Annotated in this window: 17 protein-coding genes (1 of these 17 only partly in view); 10 read left to right on the top strand and 7 right to left on the bottom strand. The window is 71.9% G+C overall.

Going from position 1 to position 19,054, the window contains the following annotated elements:
- Positions 1-504, top strand: partial view of a glucose-1-phosphate adenylyltransferase gene (locus KDM41_04850; GenBank protein MCB1182740.1) — the end only. The gene continues 831 nt to the left of window position 1, outside the view; the window shows 504 of its 1,335 coding nt (coding positions 832-1,335); the start codon falls outside the window, past its left edge; the stop codon is at positions 502-504.
- A 461-nt stretch (positions 505-965) separates the two neighbouring features.
- Here the strand turns inward: KDM41_04850 and KDM41_04845 are convergent, their stop codons facing one another.
- The 3 genes from KDM41_04845 to KDM41_04835 all read right to left on the bottom strand — a co-directional run bounded on the left by KDM41_04845 (position 966) and on the right by KDM41_04835 (position 3,885).
- Positions 966-1,766: a hypothetical protein gene (locus KDM41_04845; GenBank protein ID MCB1182739.1), complete on the bottom strand. Its 801-nt coding sequence runs from the start codon at positions 1,764-1,766 to the stop codon at positions 966-968.
- On the bottom strand, positions 1,763-2,872 hold the full coding sequence (locus KDM41_04840; GenBank protein MCB1182738.1) for a glycosyltransferase family 4 protein: 1,110 nt from the start codon (positions 2,870-2,872) through the stop codon (positions 1,763-1,765). Before KDM41_04840 ends, KDM41_04845 begins: the two co-directional genes overlap by 4 nt.
- A gap of 80 nt (positions 2,873-2,952) precedes the next feature.
- The gene (locus KDM41_04835) at positions 2,953-3,885 is read right to left on the bottom strand and encodes a metallophosphoesterase (protein MCB1182737.1); all 933 of its coding nucleotides are present in this window, start codon (positions 3,883-3,885) and stop codon (positions 2,953-2,955) included.
- A 156-nt stretch (positions 3,886-4,041) separates the two neighbouring features.
- Here KDM41_04835 and dusB point away from each other — a divergent pair, with 156 nt between their 5' ends.
- The 9 genes from dusB (at position 4,042) to KDM41_04790 (ending at position 14,278) form a co-directional block, all read left to right on the top strand.
- Positions 4,042-5,082 (top strand): tRNA dihydrouridine synthase DusB, encoded by a 1,041-nt coding sequence (gene dusB, locus KDM41_04830; protein ID MCB1182736.1) that lies wholly within the window; start codon positions 4,042-4,044, stop codon positions 5,080-5,082.
- Positions 5,069-5,863: a tetratricopeptide repeat protein gene (locus KDM41_04825; protein ID MCB1182735.1), complete on the top strand. Its 795-nt coding sequence runs from the start codon at positions 5,069-5,071 to the stop codon at positions 5,861-5,863. Before dusB ends, KDM41_04825 begins: the two co-directional genes overlap by 14 nt.
- Positions 5,847-7,184 (top strand): ATP-binding cassette domain-containing protein, encoded by a 1,338-nt coding sequence (locus KDM41_04820; GenBank protein ID MCB1182734.1) that lies wholly within the window; start codon positions 5,847-5,849, stop codon positions 7,182-7,184. The genes KDM41_04825 and KDM41_04820 overlap by 17 nt, the downstream gene beginning before the upstream one ends.
- Before the next feature lie 223 nt (positions 7,185-7,407).
- On the top strand, positions 7,408-7,956 hold the full coding sequence (gene pyrR, locus KDM41_04815) for a bifunctional pyr operon transcriptional regulator/uracil phosphoribosyltransferase PyrR (protein MCB1182733.1): 549 nt from the start codon (positions 7,408-7,410) through the stop codon (positions 7,954-7,956).
- Entirely contained in the window at positions 7,953-8,900 is a 948-nt protein-coding gene (locus tag KDM41_04810; GenBank protein MCB1182732.1) for an aspartate carbamoyltransferase catalytic subunit, read from the top strand. Before pyrR ends, KDM41_04810 begins: the two co-directional genes overlap by 4 nt.
- 78 nt (positions 8,901-8,978) lie before the next feature.
- A complete protein-coding gene (locus KDM41_04805; protein MCB1182731.1) occupies positions 8,979-10,289 on the top strand; it encodes a dihydroorotase in 1,311 nt (436 codons plus the stop codon).
- A gap of 192 nt (positions 10,290-10,481) precedes the next feature.
- A complete protein-coding gene (locus KDM41_04800) occupies positions 10,482-12,416 on the top strand; it encodes a tetratricopeptide repeat protein (GenBank protein ID MCB1182730.1) in 1,935 nt (644 codons plus the stop codon).
- Positions 12,417-12,437: 21 nt separating this feature from the next.
- A complete protein-coding gene (locus KDM41_04795; GenBank protein MCB1182729.1) occupies positions 12,438-13,286 on the top strand; it encodes a hypothetical protein in 849 nt (282 codons plus the stop codon).
- A gap of 62 nt (positions 13,287-13,348) precedes the next feature.
- Positions 13,349-14,278 carry a dihydroorotate dehydrogenase gene (locus KDM41_04790; protein MCB1182728.1) on the top strand — a complete coding sequence of 310 codons (930 nt, stop codon included), beginning with the start codon at positions 13,349-13,351 and terminating at the stop codon, positions 14,276-14,278.
- Here KDM41_04790 and KDM41_04785 read toward each other — a convergent pair.
- From KDM41_04785 to KDM41_04770, 4 genes are all read right to left on the bottom strand, one after another.
- Entirely contained in the window at positions 14,269-15,408 is a 1,140-nt protein-coding gene (locus KDM41_04785) for a hypothetical protein (GenBank protein MCB1182727.1), read from the bottom strand. The two genes, KDM41_04790 and KDM41_04785, sit on opposite strands and share 10 nt — an antisense overlap.
- A gap of 14 nt (positions 15,409-15,422) precedes the next feature.
- Positions 15,423-16,562 carry a DegT/DnrJ/EryC1/StrS family aminotransferase gene (locus tag KDM41_04780; GenBank protein ID MCB1182726.1) on the bottom strand — a complete coding sequence of 380 codons (1,140 nt, stop codon included), beginning with the start codon at positions 16,560-16,562 and terminating at the stop codon, positions 15,423-15,425.
- Positions 16,563-16,676: 114 nt separating this feature from the next.
- Positions 16,677-17,999 (bottom strand): UDP-glucose/GDP-mannose dehydrogenase family protein, encoded by a 1,323-nt coding sequence (locus KDM41_04775; GenBank protein MCB1182725.1) that lies wholly within the window; start codon positions 17,997-17,999, stop codon positions 16,677-16,679.
- On the bottom strand, positions 17,996-19,051 hold the full coding sequence (locus KDM41_04770) for a GDP-mannose 4,6-dehydratase (GenBank protein MCB1182724.1): 1,056 nt from the start codon (positions 19,049-19,051) through the stop codon (positions 17,996-17,998). Before KDM41_04770 ends, KDM41_04775 begins: the two co-directional genes overlap by 4 nt.
- Between the last annotated feature and the right edge of the window lie 3 nt (positions 19,052-19,054).

Here is a 19,054-nt window from a genome sequence, read left to right as displayed (position 1 = left end):
CGCGACCCGGAAACGCACCAGCCGAAGTACTGGCGCGACATCGGGACCCTCGACTCCTACTACGAGACCTCCATGGAGCTCGTCAGCCGCCGGCCTCCCTTCGACCTGTACGACCGCAAGTGGGTGTTCCGCGCCTGGCAGCCGCCGGTGCCGCCGTTCAAATCGGTGGCCGGCTTCACCGAGGACGGCAAGCTGCCGGGGCGCGTGGAGGACAGCATCGTCGGGGGCGGCTCGATCATCTCGGGCGGCCACGTCTCCCGTTCCATCGTCGGCCGGGGCGTCCGCATCAACTCGTTCAGCCGGATCAGCGATTCGATCATCATGGACGACGTGAACGTGGGCCGCTACGCGGAGATCAAGCGGGCCATCATCGACAAGGACGTGATCATCCCCGAGGGCTTCAAGATCGGCGTCGATCCGGAGCAGGACCGGCGGCTCTTCACGGTCACCGAGTCGGGGATCGTGGTGGTGCCGAAGGGGCTCGACCTCACGGAGGCTGTCTGAGGCTCCCGCCCCGCGGATGGGGTGCGAATCGCTCGGCGCAGAAGCAGGCCCATGGCCTGCTTCTGCTCTTCGAGGACTCAGACTCGCGTTTCGCACCCCATCCGCGGGGCGGGAGCCCCGGACGGCCTCGATGGGGTGGAAGAGGGCCGGGGAAGGGGCACCGCGGCCGTCGGGCCCGGCCAGCGCGCTTCGGGCGGCGCCCTTCCCATGATCGCCTGCGGCTCCCTGTTCGGCACCCGGAGTGGACAGCCCGACCCAGCCCGCTGAGACCTTCCCCGGACCCAACGCATCTCTTCCAAGTGGGGCGGTGGCGTGCCGTTTCGTGTCGCCGCGCCTTCCGTCCCGGTGCCGAGGGGTGCAACGCGAGTCTGAGCCTGGCGAAGAGAAGAGGCAGGCCGATGGCCTGCCTCTTCGCCGAGCGGTGCGCCCCTCGGCACCGGGACGGAAGGCCCATGGGCGGATCAGAAACGGTACGCCTCCGGCCGCCGATCCCCGAAGAGATCGTTGCGCGCCGTGAAGAGCTTGTCGCGCTCGACGATCTCCACGTCGGCGACGGCGGCGCCGGTCTCCGTGGCGTCGAGGGACGCGAGGCGGTCGCCGAGGCGCGCGATGATCTGGCTGCGGCCGCTGAAGGTGAGCTCGCGGCCGGTGCGGTTCTCGCTGCCCACGCGATTGGCCGTGACGATGGGCACCATGTTCTCCTGGGCGCGGGTGACCATGGCGGCCTGGCACCAGGGCAGGAGCAGGTTCGAGGGGTGGCCGATCAGTTCGGCGCCGCCCAGGGCCAGGCTGCGCGCGGCCTCGGGAAAGATCCAGTCGAAGCAGATCATCAGCCCGACGCGCGTGCCGCAGGCGGCGAAGACGGGGAAGCCCAGGTCGCCCGGGGTGAAGAGCGACTTCTCGTCGAGGAAGAGGTGCACCTTGCGGTAGACGTCGCGGCTGCCATCGGGCCGGACCAGGACGGCCGCGTTGAAAAGCCGGTCGCCCGCCCGCTCTGCCAGGCCGGCCACGACGGTGGTGCCGGTGTCGCCGGCGAACTGCGCCAGGCGTTCGCACACGGGAGCGGAGCCACCGCCGGTCACGTCCTCGGCGAAAGTGCGCACCTCGTCCGGCGAGGTGAACTGGTAGCCGGTGGCGAAGAGTTCGGGCAGGACGGCCAGGTCGCAACCCGTCGGGACGAGGGCGAGGGCCGCCGCCACGTTGGCGTCGACGGCGCCGAACTCGGGGCGGGTCTGGACGGCGGCGATGCGCAGGGTCTTCATGCGGGATGCTCCTCGGGCGGGTGGTCGGGGTGTCCGGTCAGGGCCAGCAGGCGGTCGAGGGTGCGCGTGCGGGGAAAGGCGGCGCGCACGAAGCGGCCGCCGGCCAGGCCGAGGGAACGCGCCCGGACCGGGTCGTCGATGAGCATCCGCAGGGCGTCGGTGAGGGCCGCCGGGTCGCGCGGCGGCACGAGCAGGCCGGTCTCGCCCGGGCGCACGATCTCGGGCAGGCTGCTGGCGTCGCCGGCGACGACCGGCACGTCGCAGGCCAGGGCCTCGGCGGCGGCGAGGCCGAAGCCCTCCGCGTGGCTGGGCATCGCGAGCAGGTGCAACGTGCGGTAGAACGCCGGCACGTCCTCGACGTAGCCGAGGATCTCGACGGCGTCCGGGTGGCGCAGGCCGCCGCGCCAGCGCTCCAGGTCGGCCCGCAGTTCGCCGTCGCCGGCCAGGCGCAGGCGGGGGCGCTCCGGGCGGACCTCGGCGTCGATGGCGCTCCAGGCGGTCATCAGCTCGGGCACGCCCTTGCGCCCGATGAGCTGCCCCACGAATCCCACGGTGAACGGTCCGGTCGGCACGGGGCCGGCGGCGAAGCGCTCGATGTCGATGCCCTTGTAGAGCAGGTGCACCCGGGCCGGGTCGAGCCAGGGAGCGCTGGCCAGGGTGGTGCGGCGGGTGGCTTCGCTGTTGACCAGCACGCCGGTGCACAGCACCTGGAAGGCCCAGCGGTAGTCGGGGCGGTCCTTGAGGGGGAAGTCGCTCTCACGCGTGGAGAGGATGTGCCGCAGGCCGGCCAGGCGCCCGGCCGGGGCGCCCACCTTCACGTCCTTGGTCTGGTTGGCCACGAGCGCGGTGGCGCCCAGGCGGCGCAGCCGTCGGGCGAGTCCGACGATGGTCCAGGGCGCGCCGTCGACCCGGATCGTGAGCGGGGCGACGGGCAGCCCGTCGGCGACGGCGCGCCGGTGCAACTCGCTGCCGGGGTTGGCCACGAAGCTGACCGCCACGCCGCGATCGCGCAGGGCCAGCGCCGTCTCGTGCATCCACACCTCGGCACCGCCCCAGCCCCGCATGGAGTTGACGAAACAGAGGTGGTAGGGGCGCGCCAAGGTCACGGTCTTCTCCGATGCCGGGGGATGGGCGCCGCAAGCATACCGCGGGCCGGGGTCTGCGCCAAGGCCGCGGCGCGGGCGGCTCAGCCGGTGGATCCGGCCGGATGGAGGTCGAAGATGGGCACCTCGGCCGGGCAGCCGAGGCGGAAGGGGAGCCACTGGCCGGCGCCGGACGTCACGTAGAGGAGGCTGTCGGCGCGGCGGTAGAGGCCCCAGGGATAGGGGAACCGGCGCGTGAGGGCCAGGATCGAGCGGCCGCCCAGGGCCACCTGGCCGCCGTGGGTGTGGCCGGCGAGGGTCAGGCCGACGCCCCGGGCGGCCGCCGGGTCGAAGGCCTCCGGCCGATGGCTCAGCAGGAGGGTGAAGCGCCCCGCCTCGGCCTGGTCCAGGGCCCGGTCGACCGCGGCGGGGAGCATGCCGGGCCGGCGATCGCGGAGCAGTCCGCCGCCCGGGTCATCGACGGCGGCGATGGTCCAGGGCGTGCCATGCCAGCGGACCGGCCGGTGGGCGTCGACCAGCAGCCGGATGGGCGAGGCGCCGAACGCTTCCCGCACCGCGCGGATGCCGACCCCGTACTCGTGATTGCCGAGGCAGGCGAACACGCCCAGGGGCGGCGCCAGGGCCGCGATGCGATCGAGGGCCCCGGGGAGCAGCCGCAGGTCGTCGGCGATGTCGCCGGTCACCACGACGAGGTCGGGGCGGTGGGGCCGGACCGCCGCCAGGATGGCGTCCAGCCGCGCCAGGGTCGCGGCGCCGCCGAGATGCAGGTCGCTCAATTGGGCGATGCGCAGGCCGGACAGCCCTGGGGGCAGGCGCGGGACGTCCAGCCGGCGCCGGGAGACTTCTGCGGCCCGGCCCGCACCGGAGATCCCGACCAGACCGAGCCCGCCGCCGCCGGCCACGGCCGCGGGCACGGCGCCGGCGGCGAGCCGCAGCAGGCGTCGTCGGCCGGGGTCCGGCGGAGTGTCCCGGGAGGCCGGCGCGGCCGCCCGTTTCCTGCGGAGTGTCGCAAACATGCAGGGGCCAACACGGTCCGGGCGCCGGGGTTCCGCATCGGGCCGACCTTCGCGCGCGCGGGGCCGAGCGGTTTCGTTGCCAAGACCCGCCGCGAAAGCTAGTTTGAACCTTCCAGAGCGAACCCGTCCCGTCACTCCCGGAAGGCCCTGACCGCCGTGTCCGACACGATCCTGCCCCGCAAGCCCGTCCGGCTCGATCCGCGCCTCGCGTGGTTCGCCGACGTGCGCCGCCTGCTGTCGCCCATGGCCGGCGTCACCGATCGGCCCTTCCGCGAGGTGTGCCGGCGCTTCGGGGCCGACATGGGCTTCTGCGAGTTCGCCTCGGCGGCGGGCCTGACCTACGGCGGCGCGGCCACCTGGGCCCTGGTCGACACCGAGGGCGAGGACGGGCGCGTGGGCATCCAGATCTTCGGTTCCGATCCGGAGCACATGGCGGGGGCCACGCGGCTGCTCAACGACCGGCAGATGGACGTCCTGGACATCAACTTCGGCTGCCCGGCCAAGAAGGTGGTCAAGAAGTGCGGCGGCAGCGCGCTGCTGGCCGACCTGCCCCTGCTCGAGCGGATCGTGCGCGCGATCACGGCCGAGGCGAAGGCGCCGGTGACGGCCAAGATCCGCACCGGCTGGGACGAGGACTCGGTGAACTACCGCGAGGTGGGCCTGCTGCTGCAGGAGCTCGGCATGGGGTGGATCACCATGCACGGGCGCACGCGCGCCCAGAAGTACACCGGCCAGGCCAACTGGGACCGCATCGCCGACCTGGTCGAGACCGTCGACATCCCGGTCGTCGGCAACGGCGACGTGGTCGACGGGGAGAGCTACCGGCGTCTGGTGGAGCACACCAGGTGCCACGGGGTGATGATCGGGCGCGGCGCCATCGGGAATCCCTGGATCTTCGGCGAAATGCACGCCGTCGATCGTGGCGAGCCGGCGCCGCCGGTGGATTTCGCCGAGATGTGCGCGACGACCATCGACCACCTGCGGGGCGAGGTCGCCCTGCGCGGCGAACCCCAGGGGTCGTTCGTCGTCCGCAAGCACATCGCGAAATGCTTCAAGGGGTATCCCGGTGCCGCAGCGCTCCGCAAGCGGCTCTACGCCACGACCGACGCGGCCGAGATGGAACGGATCCTGCGGGAGGCGGCCGCCGCGGGCGATCCCCGCGCCGTGACCGAGGAGACGGATCATGAGAACGTGTGAACGGAGACCCACCCGGATCGGCCTGGGGCTGGCGGCGCTCGCCGTCGTCCTGGCGGCCGGATGCGCCAAGCAGGCCCCGCCGGTGGCGACCGGACCGGCGGTGCCGCCCGCCGACGAACGGATCATCGAGCACACCGTGGGGCCCGGCGAGACCCTCGCCCGCATCGCGGACAACTACTACGGCGATCCCGATCGCTTCCGGCAGATCGCCAGCGACAACGGGCTGTCCGACCCGGGGCGCATCGTGCCGGGATCGGTGCTGCGGCTGCGCTTCGACGCCGACGAGTGGGACGGGGCGCGCCGCCGGGCTACCGCCCTGCAGGCCTACAACCGCGGCGTCGATCTCATGGCCAACGAGCGGGTGGGCGAGGCCGAACGGCAGTTCAAGCTCGCCCTCGAGGCCGCGCCCGAGCTGCGCGCGGCGCGGTACAACCTCGCCCTGGTGCACCTCAAGCGCGGGCGCAACGACCGCGCCCTGGCGCTCCTCGAGGAGCTCACCGCCGAACGGCCGACCGACGCCGACTTCCTCTTCGCCCACGGCAACGCCCTCTTCCAGGCGGCCCGCTTCGACGAGGCGGCCAACCGGTTCGCCGCGGCCCTCGATCAGCGTCCGGACTTCAAGCGCGCGGCCTTCGGCCTCGCCCGCAGCTACCAGGAGGGGGGGCACCGCGACCAGGCGATGGCGGCGTGGGGCGCGTACCTGAAGCTCGACGACTCGTCGAGCTGGGCGGCCACGGCGCGGCGCAACCTGCGGAAGCTGCAGGATGAAACCGGCCAATAGGCCCGTGGTCTCCCTGCGGGGGTTCTCCCTCGACCGCCGCTCGGCGGCGGGCGACGTGCCGGTCCTGCGCGATCTCGACCTCGATCTGATGCCCGGCCGCTGGCTCACGGTCCTGGGCGCCAACGGCGCGGGCAAGTCCTCCCTGCTGAAGTACCTCGCGGCCGCCGAGGCGCCCGTCGCCGGTCGCGCCGCCATCCTCTTCCAGGATCCGGAGGAGCAGATCGTCGCCACCAGCGTCGACCGGGAGCTGGCCCTCGGCCGGCCCGGCTGCGACGCGGCGGGCCTGCGTAGCGAGTTCGGGCTGGGGACGGCGGGCGGCCTCGATCCGCGCCTGCTCTCGGCGGGTCGGAAGCAGCGCCTGGCCCTCGCGGTGGCCCTCGGCGGAGCGCCCGACCTGCTCCTCTGCGACGAGCCCACCAGTCTGCAGGACCCGCAACAGGCCCGCTGGGTGCTCGACCGCCTCGACCGCTGGCGCCACGAATCGGGCGGTGCCCTGGTCACCGCCACCTGCGATCCGGACGAGGCCGCGCGGGCCGACGATCTGCTGCTCCTGGCCGACGGCCGGGCGGTGGTCGCCGGGCCCCGGGGCGACGTGCTGGACGATCCCCGGGTGCGCGCGGTGCTCGACCGGCCGGGCGGGTCGCCGGCCCGACCGGCTCCCGCGGGACGACCCGCCGACGGCGCACCCGTCCTGGAGCTCGCCGGGGTCGCCTGCGCCTTCGCGGGCGGCGGCGGTTTCGCGGGGGTCGACCTGGCGGTGCGGCGGGGGGAGCGCCTCGGGCTGCTGGGGGAGAACGGTTGCGGCAAGTCGACGCTGCTGGCGGTGGCGGCCGGGGCGCGGCGCCCGGCAGCGGGTGTGGTGACCCTGGCCGGGCGCCGCCTGTACCGGCGGGGCGACACCGATCTGGACCACGGCGCGGCGTTGCTGGCGCCCCAGTTTCCCGAATACCTCTTCACCCGCGCCACCGTCGCGGCCGAGATGGGCCTCGATCCGGCGCTGGCCGACCGGGACCTGGGGCCGTTCCTCGGCGAACTGGGGCTGCCCGTCGACCTGGAGCACCGCAACCCCCACGACCTGAGCAGCGGGCAGAAGCGGCGTCTCGCCCTCGGCCTGGTGCTCGGATCCGCCCGTCCGCTGCTGCTGCTCGACGAGCCCACCGCCGCCCTGGATGCGGCCGGACGGGAATGCGTCCTGGCCCTGCTGGACGGCCTGCCCCCGCAGGCGGCGGTCGTCGTGGCCTCCCACGACCGGCACTTCCTCGCGCGGGCCGGTTGCCGCCTGCTGGTCCTCGGTCCGGGTGGTCTTGTGCCCGTACCCTGAAGGCCGCCTGCGGGGTGATTCCGGGGGGAACGACCACTCCGCACGCGCCCGCGAGAATCCCCTTGCTGGGGCCCGGAGGGGTTGTTAGATTCCTGCCGATACAGCATCCAGATCCGTCGGAGGAGGCCACGGGGAAAATCAGGCAGGACCGTCCCGGGTCTGCTTTTTTTTTGCCCGGCGGCGGGGGGTGACCGCCGATGGTCGCCGAACCAGAGGAAGACGCATGAACTTCGCCGAAAAAGCCGTCATCATGAACGCCAGCGAGATGAACCGGGCCCTCAAGCGCATGGCCCACGAGATCATCGAGGCCAACAAGGGCGTCGACAACCTGGTGCTCCTGGGGGTCCAGCGCCGCGGGGTGACCATGGCCAAGATGCTGGCGCAGGCCATCAAGCAGGTCGAGGGACACGAGGTGCCCCAGGGCGCGCTGGACATCACCTTCTACCGCGACGATCTGAGCAAGCTCGGCCCGACGCCCCAGGTCTCCAGCACCGAGATGCCCTTCGACGTGAACGAGAAGATCATCATCCTCGTCGACGACGTGCTCTACACCGGTCGCACGGTGCGCGCGGCCCTCGACGTGATCATGGACTGGGGACGGCCCCAGGCCATCCGGCTGGCGGTGCTGGTCGACCGCGGCCACCGCGAGCTGCCGATCCGGCCGGACTTCGTGGGCAAGAACGTGCCCACCAGCCAGCGCGAGATCATCAAGGTCAAGGTCAAGGAGTTCGACGAGAAGCAGGAAGTGGTCGTGGGGGAGGTCACGGAATGATCCTGAAGAGCAAGGATGTGCTCGGCCTGGAGGACCTCTCGGCCGAGGAGATCCTCGGCGTGCTCGACGTGGCGGCCCACTTCCGGGCCGTGTTCGACCGCCCGGTCCGCAGCGTCCCGATCATGCGCGGGCGCACCGTGGTGAACTTCTTCCATGAACCCAGCACCCGCACCCGCATCAGCTTCGAACTCGCCGAGAAGCGCCTCTCCGCCGACATCATCAACTTCGCCGCCGCCCAGAGCAGCTTCAGCAAGGGCGAGACCCTGCGGGACACCGCCGAGAACCTGGCCGCCATGAAGATCGACATGCTCATCGTGCGGCACAGCTCGAGCGGCGCGGCGAAGTACCTGGCCAACGTGCTGAAGTGCTCGGTGATCAACGCCGGCGACGGCGCCCACGAGCACCCCACCCAGGGCCTGCTCGACATCATGACCATGCGCCAGCGCCTCGGCGACCTGCGGGGGAAGAAGGTCACCATCATCGGCGACATCACCCACAGCCGCGTGGCGCGCTCGAACCTGTGGGGGCTGACGAAGCTCGGGGCCGAGGTCACCTTCTGCGGCCCGCCGACCATGATGCCCGGCGGCCTGGACAAGCTCGGCGCGAAGATCGAGTACGATCTGCACAAGGCCGTGGCGAAGGCCGACGTGGTGAACGTGCTGCGCATCCAGCTCGAGCGCCACGCGAGCCAGGGCTTCCCCGGCAACCGCGAGTACCACCGCATGTACGGCATCACCGACGAGGTCGTGCGCCTGATGAAGCCCGAGACCTTCATCATGCACCCCGGCCCCATGAACCGCGACGTGGAGATCGCCAGCAGCGTGGCCGACGGCCCGCGGCAGGTCATCCTCGACCAGGTGGCCAACGGCGTGGCCGTGCGCATGGCCCTGATCTACCTGCTCAGCGGCGGCGACCCGGGCGCCCTCGGCGTCGGCGCCGCCTAGACCGATCGCGGGCGCCGCGGCGTCCGGCATGGCTCCCAACGGCCGCCCCGCGGCGGCCCCGCGAAAGAGGACGACGACATGGAGTGGAGCTGGGATCGCATTCCGGCCGAGTACCTGGTCACGAACGTGAAGCTGTGCCGCGGTGGCAAGCTGGCGCGGCGCAAGGGCTTCCTGCACGTGCGCAAGGGCCGCATCGAGGGCCTGGGCGTAGGCGAGCCGAGCCGCGAGGGCGTGCCCGTGCTCGACGGCGACGGCCTGGTCTGCGCGCCGGGCCTGGTCGACCTGCGGGCGTCGTTCCGCGAGCCGGGCAACGAGCAGAAGGAAACGGTGGCCACGGGCAGCCGGGCCGCGGCGGCGGGGGGCTTCACCTCGGTCGTCACCACGTCGGGCACCGATCCGGCCATCGACAATCCGGGCATGGTGCGCTACCTGATCGATCGCGGCCGCGAGGCCGGCCTGTGCCGCATCCACCCGGTGGGCGCCATCAGCATCGGGCGCCAGGGCGAGGGCATGTGCGAGTTCGGCTCCATGGTGGAGGCCGGGGCCGTGGGTTTCGGCGAGGACGACCTGCCGGTGGCCAACGGCGGCCTGATGTCCAACGCGCTCAAGCTGGCGCGGGTGCTGGGGGTGCCGGTGGTGACCCACGCCGAGGACCGCACCATCGTCGGCCGGGGCTGCATGCACGCCGGCTACTGGTCGGGCCGGCTGGGCCTCGCGGGCATGGGACGGGCCGGCGAGGATGCCGCGGTGTTCCGCGACGTGGAACTGGCGCGGGCCAGCGGGGGGCATCTGCACGTGGCCCACGTGTCGACCAAGGGCGCGGTCGAGATCATCCGGCGCGCGAAAGCCGAGGGCATCCGGGTGACGGCCGAGGCGGCGCCGCACCACTTCAGCCTCGACCACAGCTGCTGCCGCGACTTCTCGCCCCTGTACAAGGTGACGCCGCCCCTGCGCGAGCCCGACGACGTCAACGCGGTGGCCGAAGCCCTGGCCGACGGCACGATCGACGCCATCGCGTCCGACCACGCGCCCCACACGGGCACCGAGAAGGAGTACCAGTTCGACCAGGCGCCGTTCGGCGTCATCGGCCTGGAGACCGCCCTCGCCGTCGGCATCACCCATCTGGTGAAGAACGGCATCCTGGACATGGGGCAGCTGATCGCCTGCCTGAGCGAGAAGCCGGCCGGGATCTTCAACCTCCCGGGCGGACGGCTCGAGGAAGGCGTGGAGGCCGACTTCGTGCTCATCGATCCGGAGCGCACGTGGACGGTCCGCGCCGACGGCTTCCAGTCGCGCAGCCGCAACTCGGCCTACCTGGGCGAGACGCTCACGGGCCGGGTCGAAGCCACGTTCCTGCGCGGCCGGTTGACCTGGCGGCAGCCCGACTGACGGCGACCTGCGGGGAAACCCAAGTCGGAATGGAACTTGCAGTAGCAGCACTCCCGGGGATCCCGGTCGCCCGCACGGGCCGCCGGGATCCGTCACGAAGCCCGACCGGAGAGATTCAACGCGTTGAGTGACAGGCGATTGCAGCACGGACGAGGATCGGCGCCGGCCGCCACGATGGCGGGGGGCGCCGGCGTGCGTCCGCGTTCGGGGACACGGCGTGGCCGCTTCTGGGTGCTCGCGCTGGTCCTGCTGGTCGTCGCCGGTTGCGCCAAGTACAACACGTTCTTCAACGCCAAGCGCAGCTTCGAGGATGCCGAGGCCGTGCGCGAGGACTACATCAAGCGCCACGAGGACCCGCCCAGGCCGGCGGGCGCCCAGCGCGCCGACTACGAGGCGGCCATCCGCAAGTCGCAGAAGATCCTCGACGAGTACCCCGGCCACAGCCTCACCGACGACGCCCTCTTCCTGCAGGCCAAGGCCCATCACCGGCTCGAGGCGTACCGGCAGTCGATCCGGAAACTCAACCTGCTGTTCCAGAACTTCCCGGCCACCGAGTACGAGGAGGAGGCCCTCTACATCCAGGCCCTCAACTACCTGCTCATCGGCGCGGTCGATTCGAGCCAGGAGTACCTCGACCGCCTCGCCCGGAACTTCCCCGACAGCAGGTACCAGGCCGAGACGCGGCGCGTGTCGGGCGACAACGCCTATTCCCTCGAGCGCTGGGAGGAGGCCGCCGAGGCGTACCGGGAGTACCTCAAACTCGACTCCGACCGGGCGGAGAGGGACCGCATCGGGCTCAAGCTCGCCGAGTGCTACTGGGAGCTCGGCGAGTACTATCCGGCGGCGGAGATCCTCCAGGACGTGAGCCAGGAGACGGCGAGTGCGGAGCTCGGCTTCCGGGCGCGCCTGCTGCGGGGCCGGGTGCACGTGCGGATGAACGACTTCGAGATCGTGGAGCTGCTGGTCCGGCAGCTGCGCGCGGAGGCCGAGATCTACCAGGCCCAGGGCGAGGTGGCCCTGCTCGAGGCCGAGTCGCTCATCGCCCAGGGCAAGATCGACGAGGCGGCGCCCCTGCTGGAAAACATGCCGACCGAATGGGAGACGCCCGAGGTGAAGGCGCGGGCCGCCGAGATCATGGGAGATGTCTATCTCTCCCGCGGGGAGTGGGAGCAGAGCCGGGAGAAGTTCACCGCGGCCGTGGCCCGCCGGGACGCCCTCGACGACGAGGAGCACGTGCGGCGGATGAACGAGACCCTCAAGGACTTCCTGGCCGCCGAGCAGGCGCTGCCCGACGCCAAGGGGGAGCGCGTGGCGCAGCTGAAGCTGCTGCAGGCCAACGCGCTGCTGTTCGGGTTCGAGCGGCCGCACATGGCGGCGTCGCTGTACGCCGAAGCGGCCGCCGATACGGCGGCCGACGACGCCATCGCCGCGCGGGCCCTGTACGGCGGCTTCGTCACCTATCGCGACCACCTCGCCCTGCCCGACTCGGCCGCGATCTTCCGCGGCGAGCTGACCGCCCGCTATCCCGAATCGCCGCAGGCCTACGAGGCGGCCACCGAGGGGGAGAGCAACCTCTACGGCTACCTGCTCGAACTGCGCAGCGGCGCGCAGGCCGAGAACTATGCGGCCCTGACGCCGGAGGAGCGGCAGCAGCTGACCGTGCTCGAAGACGTGACGGCCGGTCTGGGCGGGGGCACGGCGCGGACCCTGCCGGGGGTGCGCCGGCGCATGGTGTACCTGGCGCGGCGGGCGAACATCCTCTACGAACCGCCGACGATCGCCATCGAGCAGATCGCGGCCGAGCAGGCGGCGAAGGTGCGGGCGGCGGCCGATGACGCGGCCCGGCAGGCCGAGTTCGACTCCCTGCGGGCGGCGGGGCAGGCGGCGCCGGATCCCGCGGCCGGAGCGGCGGCCGGGGCGGCCATCGGGGGCACGGCCGGCGAGGGGGTCGGGTCGGCGACACCGGTGGGCGGCGACCCCGTCGACGCCGCGGCCGGGACCGAATCGGCCCGCGACGGCAGCGCCGACGCGAAGCAGGACGGCGACAAGAAGGATGGCGACAAGCAGGACGACAAGAAGGACGACAAGAAGAAGAAGAAGGACGATGACTGGGACTACCTGCGCTGACCCCTGCCGGGAGGTGGCCTGATGGCCGGGACCACCGCCCCCGCGGCCCGGAGCTGTCCGGCCCGTTTCATCACCAACGTCGAGATGTCCAGCGGCCTGATCCGCCTCGATTGCGAGCTCGACGCGCCGCTGCCGTTCCGTCCGGGCCAGTTCGCCATGCTGAATCTCGCGGACGGCCTGCCGCTGGTCTTCAGCCGGCCCTTCTCGATCCTCGCCGGCGACGGCACCACGCTCTCCTTCCTGTATCGGGTCGTCGGGCGCGGCACGGCGGCCCTGGCGCGCCTCAAGCCGGGCCAGGGCCTCACCGTGCTCGGCCCGCTCGGCCGTCCCTTTCCGACACCGGACGAACTGGAAGGGCGCCCCGCCGTGCTCATCGGCGGGGGCGTGGGTCTGCCGCCGGTGCACGCGTGGTTCGCCCGGCACGGTCGCGACGGGGACACCGCCTTCTTCGGCGGGCGCGACGGCGCCGACGTGCCCTGGTCCATGCTCGACGCCCGCTGGGGCGTGAGCGTCGATCGGGCGGTGGACGTGCCCGCCGACCGCGAGGCGTTCGCCGGCGTGGTCACCGAACTGGTCGCCTCCCGGGGCGACCTGGCCGACGGGCGGACCCGGGCGGTGCTGGCCTGCGGGCCGATCCCGTTGCTGCGGGCGGCGGCGCGCCTGGCCGCTGCGCGCGGATGGGACTGCTGGGTCTCCCTGGAGGAGCACATGGGCTGCGGCTACGGCGTGTGCAAGGGCTGCGTCGTGCCGGTGGCGACGGCCGGGCCCGACGGCTGGCGCAACGCCACCTGCTGCGACGAGGGTCCGGTCTTCCGGGCCGACCAGATCCGCTGGGACCGCTACGGCGTCCCGGTGCTGCCGACCACCTGAGGCGCCTGCGGGACCCGTCCGGCCGCCGGACCGGGCCCCGGCGCCCAAACGAAGGAACCGCCTTGCCCCCATCGCTGCCCACCTGGTTCGACCTCGACCCCGTCGCCCCCTTTACCCTGGGCGGCCGCGAGATCCCCGGCCGCATCTGGACCGCCTCGGGCTGCTTCGCCTACGGGCTGAGCGGGCACGACATGGCCGCGCCCGGTTTCGCGTCGCCCTACGCGGGGATCGGCGCCGTCGTCACCAAGACCGTCACGCCGGCGCCGCGTTCGGGCAATCCCATGCCACGCCTGGCCGAAACCGAGGTCGGCGCCATCAACAGCATCGGGCTGGAGAACGTGGGCTACGACGTCTTCTGCCGCGAAACCCTGCCCGAGCTCGAGGCGCGGGGCGTGCCGGTGATCGCCAGCCTCGCGGCCACCCGGCCCGAAGAGTTCGGCACCATGACGGCGCGCCTGCAGGAGGTCGCGGGCGACTTCGCGCACTGGCACGGCATCGAGATCAACCTGAGCTGCCCCAACGTCGCCGAGGGCGGGCACGATTTCGGCAGCGATCCGGGCACGGTGGCCGAGTGCGTGGCCGCCGCGCGGGAAGCCCTGCCGGGGCGGCCGTTGCTGGCCAAGCTCACGCCGAACGTCGCGGACATCGCGGCCCTCGCGCGCGCGGCGGGCGACGCGGGCGCGGACGCGGTCAGCGCCATCAACACGGTCATCGGGCTGGATGTCGATCTGGCGACGGGGCGGCCGGTGCTGCCGCGGCGGTTCGGCGGCTACTCCGGGCCGGCCGTGCTGCCCATCGCCCTGGCCAAGGTCGACCAGATCGTGCAGCAGGCGCGGGTGCCGGTGGTGGGGGTGGGGGGCATCGCCTCGGCGGCGGACGCCCTGAAGTTCTTCGCGCTCGGTTGCGTCAGCGTGCAGGTGGGCACGGCCCAGATGCGGGACCCGTTCGCCGCGGCGCGCATCGCCCGCGACCTCGTGCGGGCTCAGTCGTAGGCATCTTCCTCGTCGTCGTCCTCGTCGCCGTCCTCGTCCTCGACCACCCCGGCCATGTCCTCCAGGGCCCGCATGCGCTCCTGTTCGTCCAGATCGTCCAGGTCGTCGAAGCCGCCGTCCTCGTCGTCCCCGCCGTCGTAGTCGAAGTCGCCCATGATGACCGCATCTTCGTCGTCGCCGCCGTCCTCGGGGTCATCGGGCAGGCCGTCGGGGAAGTCGGCCTCGAGCAGGTCGGCGAAGCTCTCGCCGCTGCTGAGGATCTGCTGGGCCAGGCCGGCGCCCACGGCTTCGGCCTCCTCGTTGGCGCCGTTGACGACGATGCGGCTGAGCCCCGCGCCCGTGGCGCCGCAGATGGCGACCTCGCCGTGCTCCGACTTGGCCAGGGCGCCGACCGGCAGGTCCTGGTCGCTGATCATCCGCCGACAGAAGGCCTGTTCGGCCGCCAACTCGACCGCCGTGTCCGGCGAGTGGAGGGGCGCCAGCAGCTCCCGGGCCTCGGCGTCGGCGGCGCGGCCGATCACGGCCAGGATGCCCTGGCCGGGACTGGGCAGGATGAAGTCCGGCGCGTAGATCTCGGCTACGACGCCCTGGATGCCGAGGTGCTCCGTGACGGCCGCGGGGACGATCAGGCCGTCGATCTCCGACTTCCGCATGTGGGTCTCCATGGCGCGGTCGACGCCACCCCGCAGGATGCGGAAGTCGAGCTCGGGCCACAGGGCGGCCATCTGGCTGCGCGAGCGCATGGAGAGCACGCCGACCTTCCCGCCGGGTTCCATGTCGTCCATGATCAGGCCCTGACGGTTCAGGTAGGCGTCGAAGGGGGCGGCCCGATCGGGCACGCACAGCACGGCGAGGTCGTCGGGCAGGGGCAGCACCATGTCGGCCGCCTCGACCACGACCAGCCGGGCCTGCTCCTGCTGCAGCACGCTCTCGAGGTAGTGCATCTCGCCGCGGCTGACCGCCACGAACACCTCGTCGTCGCGCTCGGCGGCGGGGACGGGCGAAGGCAGGACGTTCAGCTGGCAGGTCAGGCGCGGCGCGACCTCCTGCAGACGGTCGATGAACGCCTGGGTGTGGGCCCGGGTGAGGGGGGCGGCCAGGCTGGCGAAGCTGAGGACCCGCGATTTCACGTCTCGCCTTCCGTTCAGGACTCGGCCGCGGCCTCGGAGCCGAGGAACTCGCCCACGATCCGCCCGATGCGGTGGGCGTCCTCGAAGGGCAGCGCGGCATGGATGGGCAGGATGAGCACCTCGCGTCCGGCCCGCTCGGCCTCGACGAGCTCGCCGTGGGCGCGGCCGTACACCGCCAACTCGTGCCGGTGCAGCGGCGGATCGTAGTAGACGGCGGTGTCGACCCCGGCCTCGTCGAGCAGGCGCTGCAGCTCGGCGCGCCGGGCGCCGCAGCGCACCCAGTACTGGTGGTAGGTCACCTTGCAGCCGCGCTCGGTCCGGGCCGGCTGCAGCCGGTTCGCCGCCGGGATGTGGCTGTCGTAGATCCCGGCCACCGCGTCGCGGTCGCGCTGCTCGTCGGCGAAGCGTGCGTGGCGGGCGCGGATGACCATGGCCTGCACCTCGTCGAGGCGGCTGTTCCAGCCGGTGATCAGGTGGTCACCGATGCGCACGGCCTGGTGGGTGCGGATCTTCCGGATGCGCTCGGCGTCGACGGTCTCGCGGCAGAAGACCATGCCGCCGTCGCCGATGCCGGGCAGGTTCTTGGTCGGGTAGAAGCTGAGGGTGCTCATGCGCCCCCAGGCGCCCATGGGCCGGCCGTCGTAGATGGTGCCGAAGGCCTGGGCCATGTCGACGATCACCTCGAGGCCGTGCTCGGCGGCGATGGCGTTGATGGCGTTCATCTCGCAGGGTGCCCCGAAGATGGGCACCGGCATGATGGCGCGCGTGCGGTCGGTGATCGCGTCGACGATCTTCGCCGGGTCCATGGTCAGGTCGGCGGGCCGGATGTCCACGAAGACCGGCACGGCGTCGAGCCGGATGATCGACTCCATGGTCGCGTCGAAGGTGTAGGGCGTGGTGATGACCTCGTCGCCCGCCCGGACGCCCGCCATGGCCAGCGCCACCTGCAACGCCGACGATCCGCTCGACACGCCGACCGCCGCGGGCACGCCGCAGGCGTCGGCCAGTTCGGCCTCGAGCAGGCGGCCCTCCTCGCCCAGGATGAAGTTCCCCGACAGGAGCATCTGCTCGAACTTGGCGACGAGCTCGTCCTTGACCGGGAGCATGGGGGTCACGAGGTCGTAGCGACCGACGCGTTTGTGCTGGGAGGACATCTGGTCCGCATTCCTTTCGCCCGCGACCTCGGGCCGCGGGCTCAATGGGGTCCCGAAACACGGGATTCCGGAAAAACCGGCGCTTCGAATCCGGCGGTGCGGACCGGACCGCCCTCAGGCGAGGGAGGTGTGGTCCGCCCGGCCGAAACAATCGTACCTGAAGCCGAATTTTTCCAGATGCGGACGATCATACACGTTCCGGCAGTCGAGGAAAGCGTTTCCTGCCATGGTGTCCTTCAGCCAGGAGAAGTCCAGTTGCCGGTACTGGTTCCACTCGGTCACGAGGATGGCGATCGCGGCGCCATCGCACGCCTCGTAGGGGGATTTGCAGTAGGTCAGGTCGGGGTGGAAGAGCTTGAAGTTCTCCATGGCGGCGGGGTCGTGGGCCCGGATGTCGCACCCCTTGGCCCGCAGCAGCTTCACCAGTTCGAGGCTGGCCGCCGAGCGGATGTCGTCGGTGTTGGGCTTGAAGGCGAGGCCGATCAGCGCCACGCGCCTGCCCGTCAGGTCGCCGGCCAGGCGCTCGGCCTTGGCCATGGCCGTGGCCGGGATGGCCCGGTTCACGTCGATGGCCGCGCGGACGATGCTCATGTCCGCGCCGGCTTCCTTCGCGATGTGGACGATGGCGTTGGTGTCCTTCGGCAGGCAGCTGCCGCCGAAACCCAGGCCCGGGTGCAGGAACTTCGCGCCGATGCGCTTGTCCAGGCCCATGGCCTTGGCCACGTCGAAGACGTCGGCGCCGACGGCCTCGGCCAGTTTCGCGATCTCGTTGATGAAGCTGATCTTCACGGCGAGGAAGCTGTTCGACGCGTACTTCACCAGCTCGGCCGTCTCGATGCCGGTGGCGACCAGCGGCGTGTCGAGCAGGTACAGCGGGCGGTAGATCTCGCGCAGCAGCTTCTCGGCGCGCTCGCTCTCGGTGCCGATGACGACGCGGTCCGGCCGCATGAAGTCCTCGATGGAGGAGCCTTCGCGCAGGAACTCGGGGTTGCTGGCCATGTCGAACTCGACCGGCGTCTTCAGGCGCCCGGAGATGACCTTCTTCAGGGCGCGGTTGGTCCCCACGGGCACGGTGCTCTTGGTGACGATGACCTTGTAGCTGTCGAGAAGGTCACCGATCTCCTCGCCGACCTTCATGACGTACTGCAGATCGGCCTCGCCCGATTCGGACATGGGGGTCTGCACGGCGATGAGGACCACGTCGGCGCCCTGCATGCCCTCGGCCAGGCTGGTCGTGAAGAAGAGGCGCTGCTCCTCGACGTTCTTCAGCACGAGGCGGTCGAGGCCCGGCTCGTAGAAGGGGATCTCGCCCCGCACGAGGCCCTCGATGCGCTCCTGGTTGATGTCGACGCACGTCACCCTGTGGCCGAAGTCGGCCATGCACGCTCCCGAGACGAGGCCGACGTAGCCCGTCCCCACCATGCAGATCCGGATCATGGAAATTCCTTTCGGGCCTCGTCGAGCAGGCTCCGCAGTGTTGCGCCGAAATCCCATTCGGGTTCCCAGCCGGTCTCTTGCTTCAGCTTCCCGTTGTCGCCGACCACGACCGCGATGTCGGCCGGTCGGCAGCGCGCCTCGTCGCGGCGCACGGTGATCGGGCACGCGGCGGCCCCGATCAGGAGGTCCAGACCCTCCCTTATCGACAGACCCCGCCCCGAACTTACGTGATAAATCTCGCCCGGGCGGCCCTCCTTGACCAGCAGGCGGTATGCCGACACGACATCGCGCACGTCGAGGAAGTCGCGCACGGCCGAGAGGTCTCCCACCAGGATCTCCCGCGGCCCGGCTCCCCGCTCGGCGGCGGCGATCTGGCGCGCGAAGCCGGGGAAGGCGAAGCGGGGGTCGTGGCCCGGCCCGGTGTGGCTGAACGAGCGGGTGATGACCACCGGCAGGTCGTGGGCCCGGACATACTGGCGGCAGAGGAGGGTCTGGGCCGCCTTGCTCACGCCGTAGGGCGAGATCGGGCCGATGGGGGCGTCCTCGCGCAGGGGCTGCTCGTCGGCGGGCCGGTCGCCGTACTCCTCGCAGGAGCCGACGGCGAGCATCACGGGGCGGCGGGCGTCGGGCACGGCCCGCACGGCCTCGAGCAGGTGCAGGGTGCCCATCAGGTTGGCCGCGAAGGTGCCCGCCGGATCGGCGAAGGAGGCCGCGGCCGAGCTCTGGGCGGCCAGGTGGTAGATCGAAGCGGGCCGCAGCAGGTCGACGAGGTCCCGGATGGGGGCCGGCGTCGCCAGGTCCAGCGGCACGTACCACAGGGGACCGGCATCGCAGACGTAGGTGACGGCTCCGGGCAACTCGGGCGCATCGCCCGCGCGGCGGAAGGGGCCGACCGTCTCGGGCAGCGGCGCCCCCGGGGCGTGCTTGCCCAGGCCGACGACCGGATGGCCCGCCAGCAGCAGGCTGCGGCTCAGGTGCCGTCCCACGAAGCCCAGGGCCCCGGTGACGAGGCAGCAGGGGTGGTGGAGCGGGTCTGTCGACGGTGGGGTCAAGGC

The organism is bacterium (genome assembly GCA_020440705.1).
In the GTDB taxonomy this organism is placed as follows: domain Bacteria; phylum Krumholzibacteriota; class Krumholzibacteriia; order LZORAL124-64-63; family LZORAL124-64-63; genus JAGRNP01.
The sequence above is the reverse complement of the archived record's forward strand: the minus strand, read 5'-3'. Positions and strand labels throughout refer to the sequence as shown.

Bases quoted from the DNA above. Each gene is read 5' to 3' on its own strand.
- KDM41_04795 (MCB1182729.1), top strand. From the start codon at position 12,438: ATGGCCGGGACCACCGCCCCCGCGGCCCGGAGCTGTCCGGCCCGTTTC.
- KDM41_04780 (MCB1182726.1), bottom strand. From the start codon at position 16,562: ATGTCCTCCCAGCACAAACGCGTCGGTCGCTACGACCTCGTGACCCCC.
- KDM41_04805 (MCB1182731.1), top strand. From the start codon at position 8,979: ATGGAGTGGAGCTGGGATCGCATTCCGGCCGAGTACCTGGTCACGAAC.
- KDM41_04845 (MCB1182739.1), bottom strand. From the start codon at position 1,766: ATGAAGACCCTGCGCATCGCCGCCGTCCAGACCCGCCCCGAGTTCGGC.
- pyrR (MCB1182733.1), top strand. From the start codon at position 7,408: ATGAACTTCGCCGAAAAAGCCGTCATCATGAACGCCAGCGAGATGAAC.
- KDM41_04820 (MCB1182734.1), top strand. From the start codon at position 5,847: ATGAAACCGGCCAATAGGCCCGTGGTCTCCCTGCGGGGGTTCTCCCTC.
- KDM41_04835 (MCB1182737.1), bottom strand. From the start codon at position 3,885: ATGTTTGCGACACTCCGCAGGAAACGGGCGGCCGCGCCGGCCTCCCGG.
- KDM41_04775 (MCB1182725.1), bottom strand. From the start codon at position 17,999: ATGATCCGGATCTGCATGGTGGGGACGGGCTACGTCGGCCTCGTCTCG.
- KDM41_04810 (MCB1182732.1), top strand. From the start codon at position 7,953: ATGATCCTGAAGAGCAAGGATGTGCTCGGCCTGGAGGACCTCTCGGCC.
- KDM41_04825 (MCB1182735.1), top strand. From the start codon at position 5,069: ATGAGAACGTGTGAACGGAGACCCACCCGGATCGGCCTGGGGCTGGCG.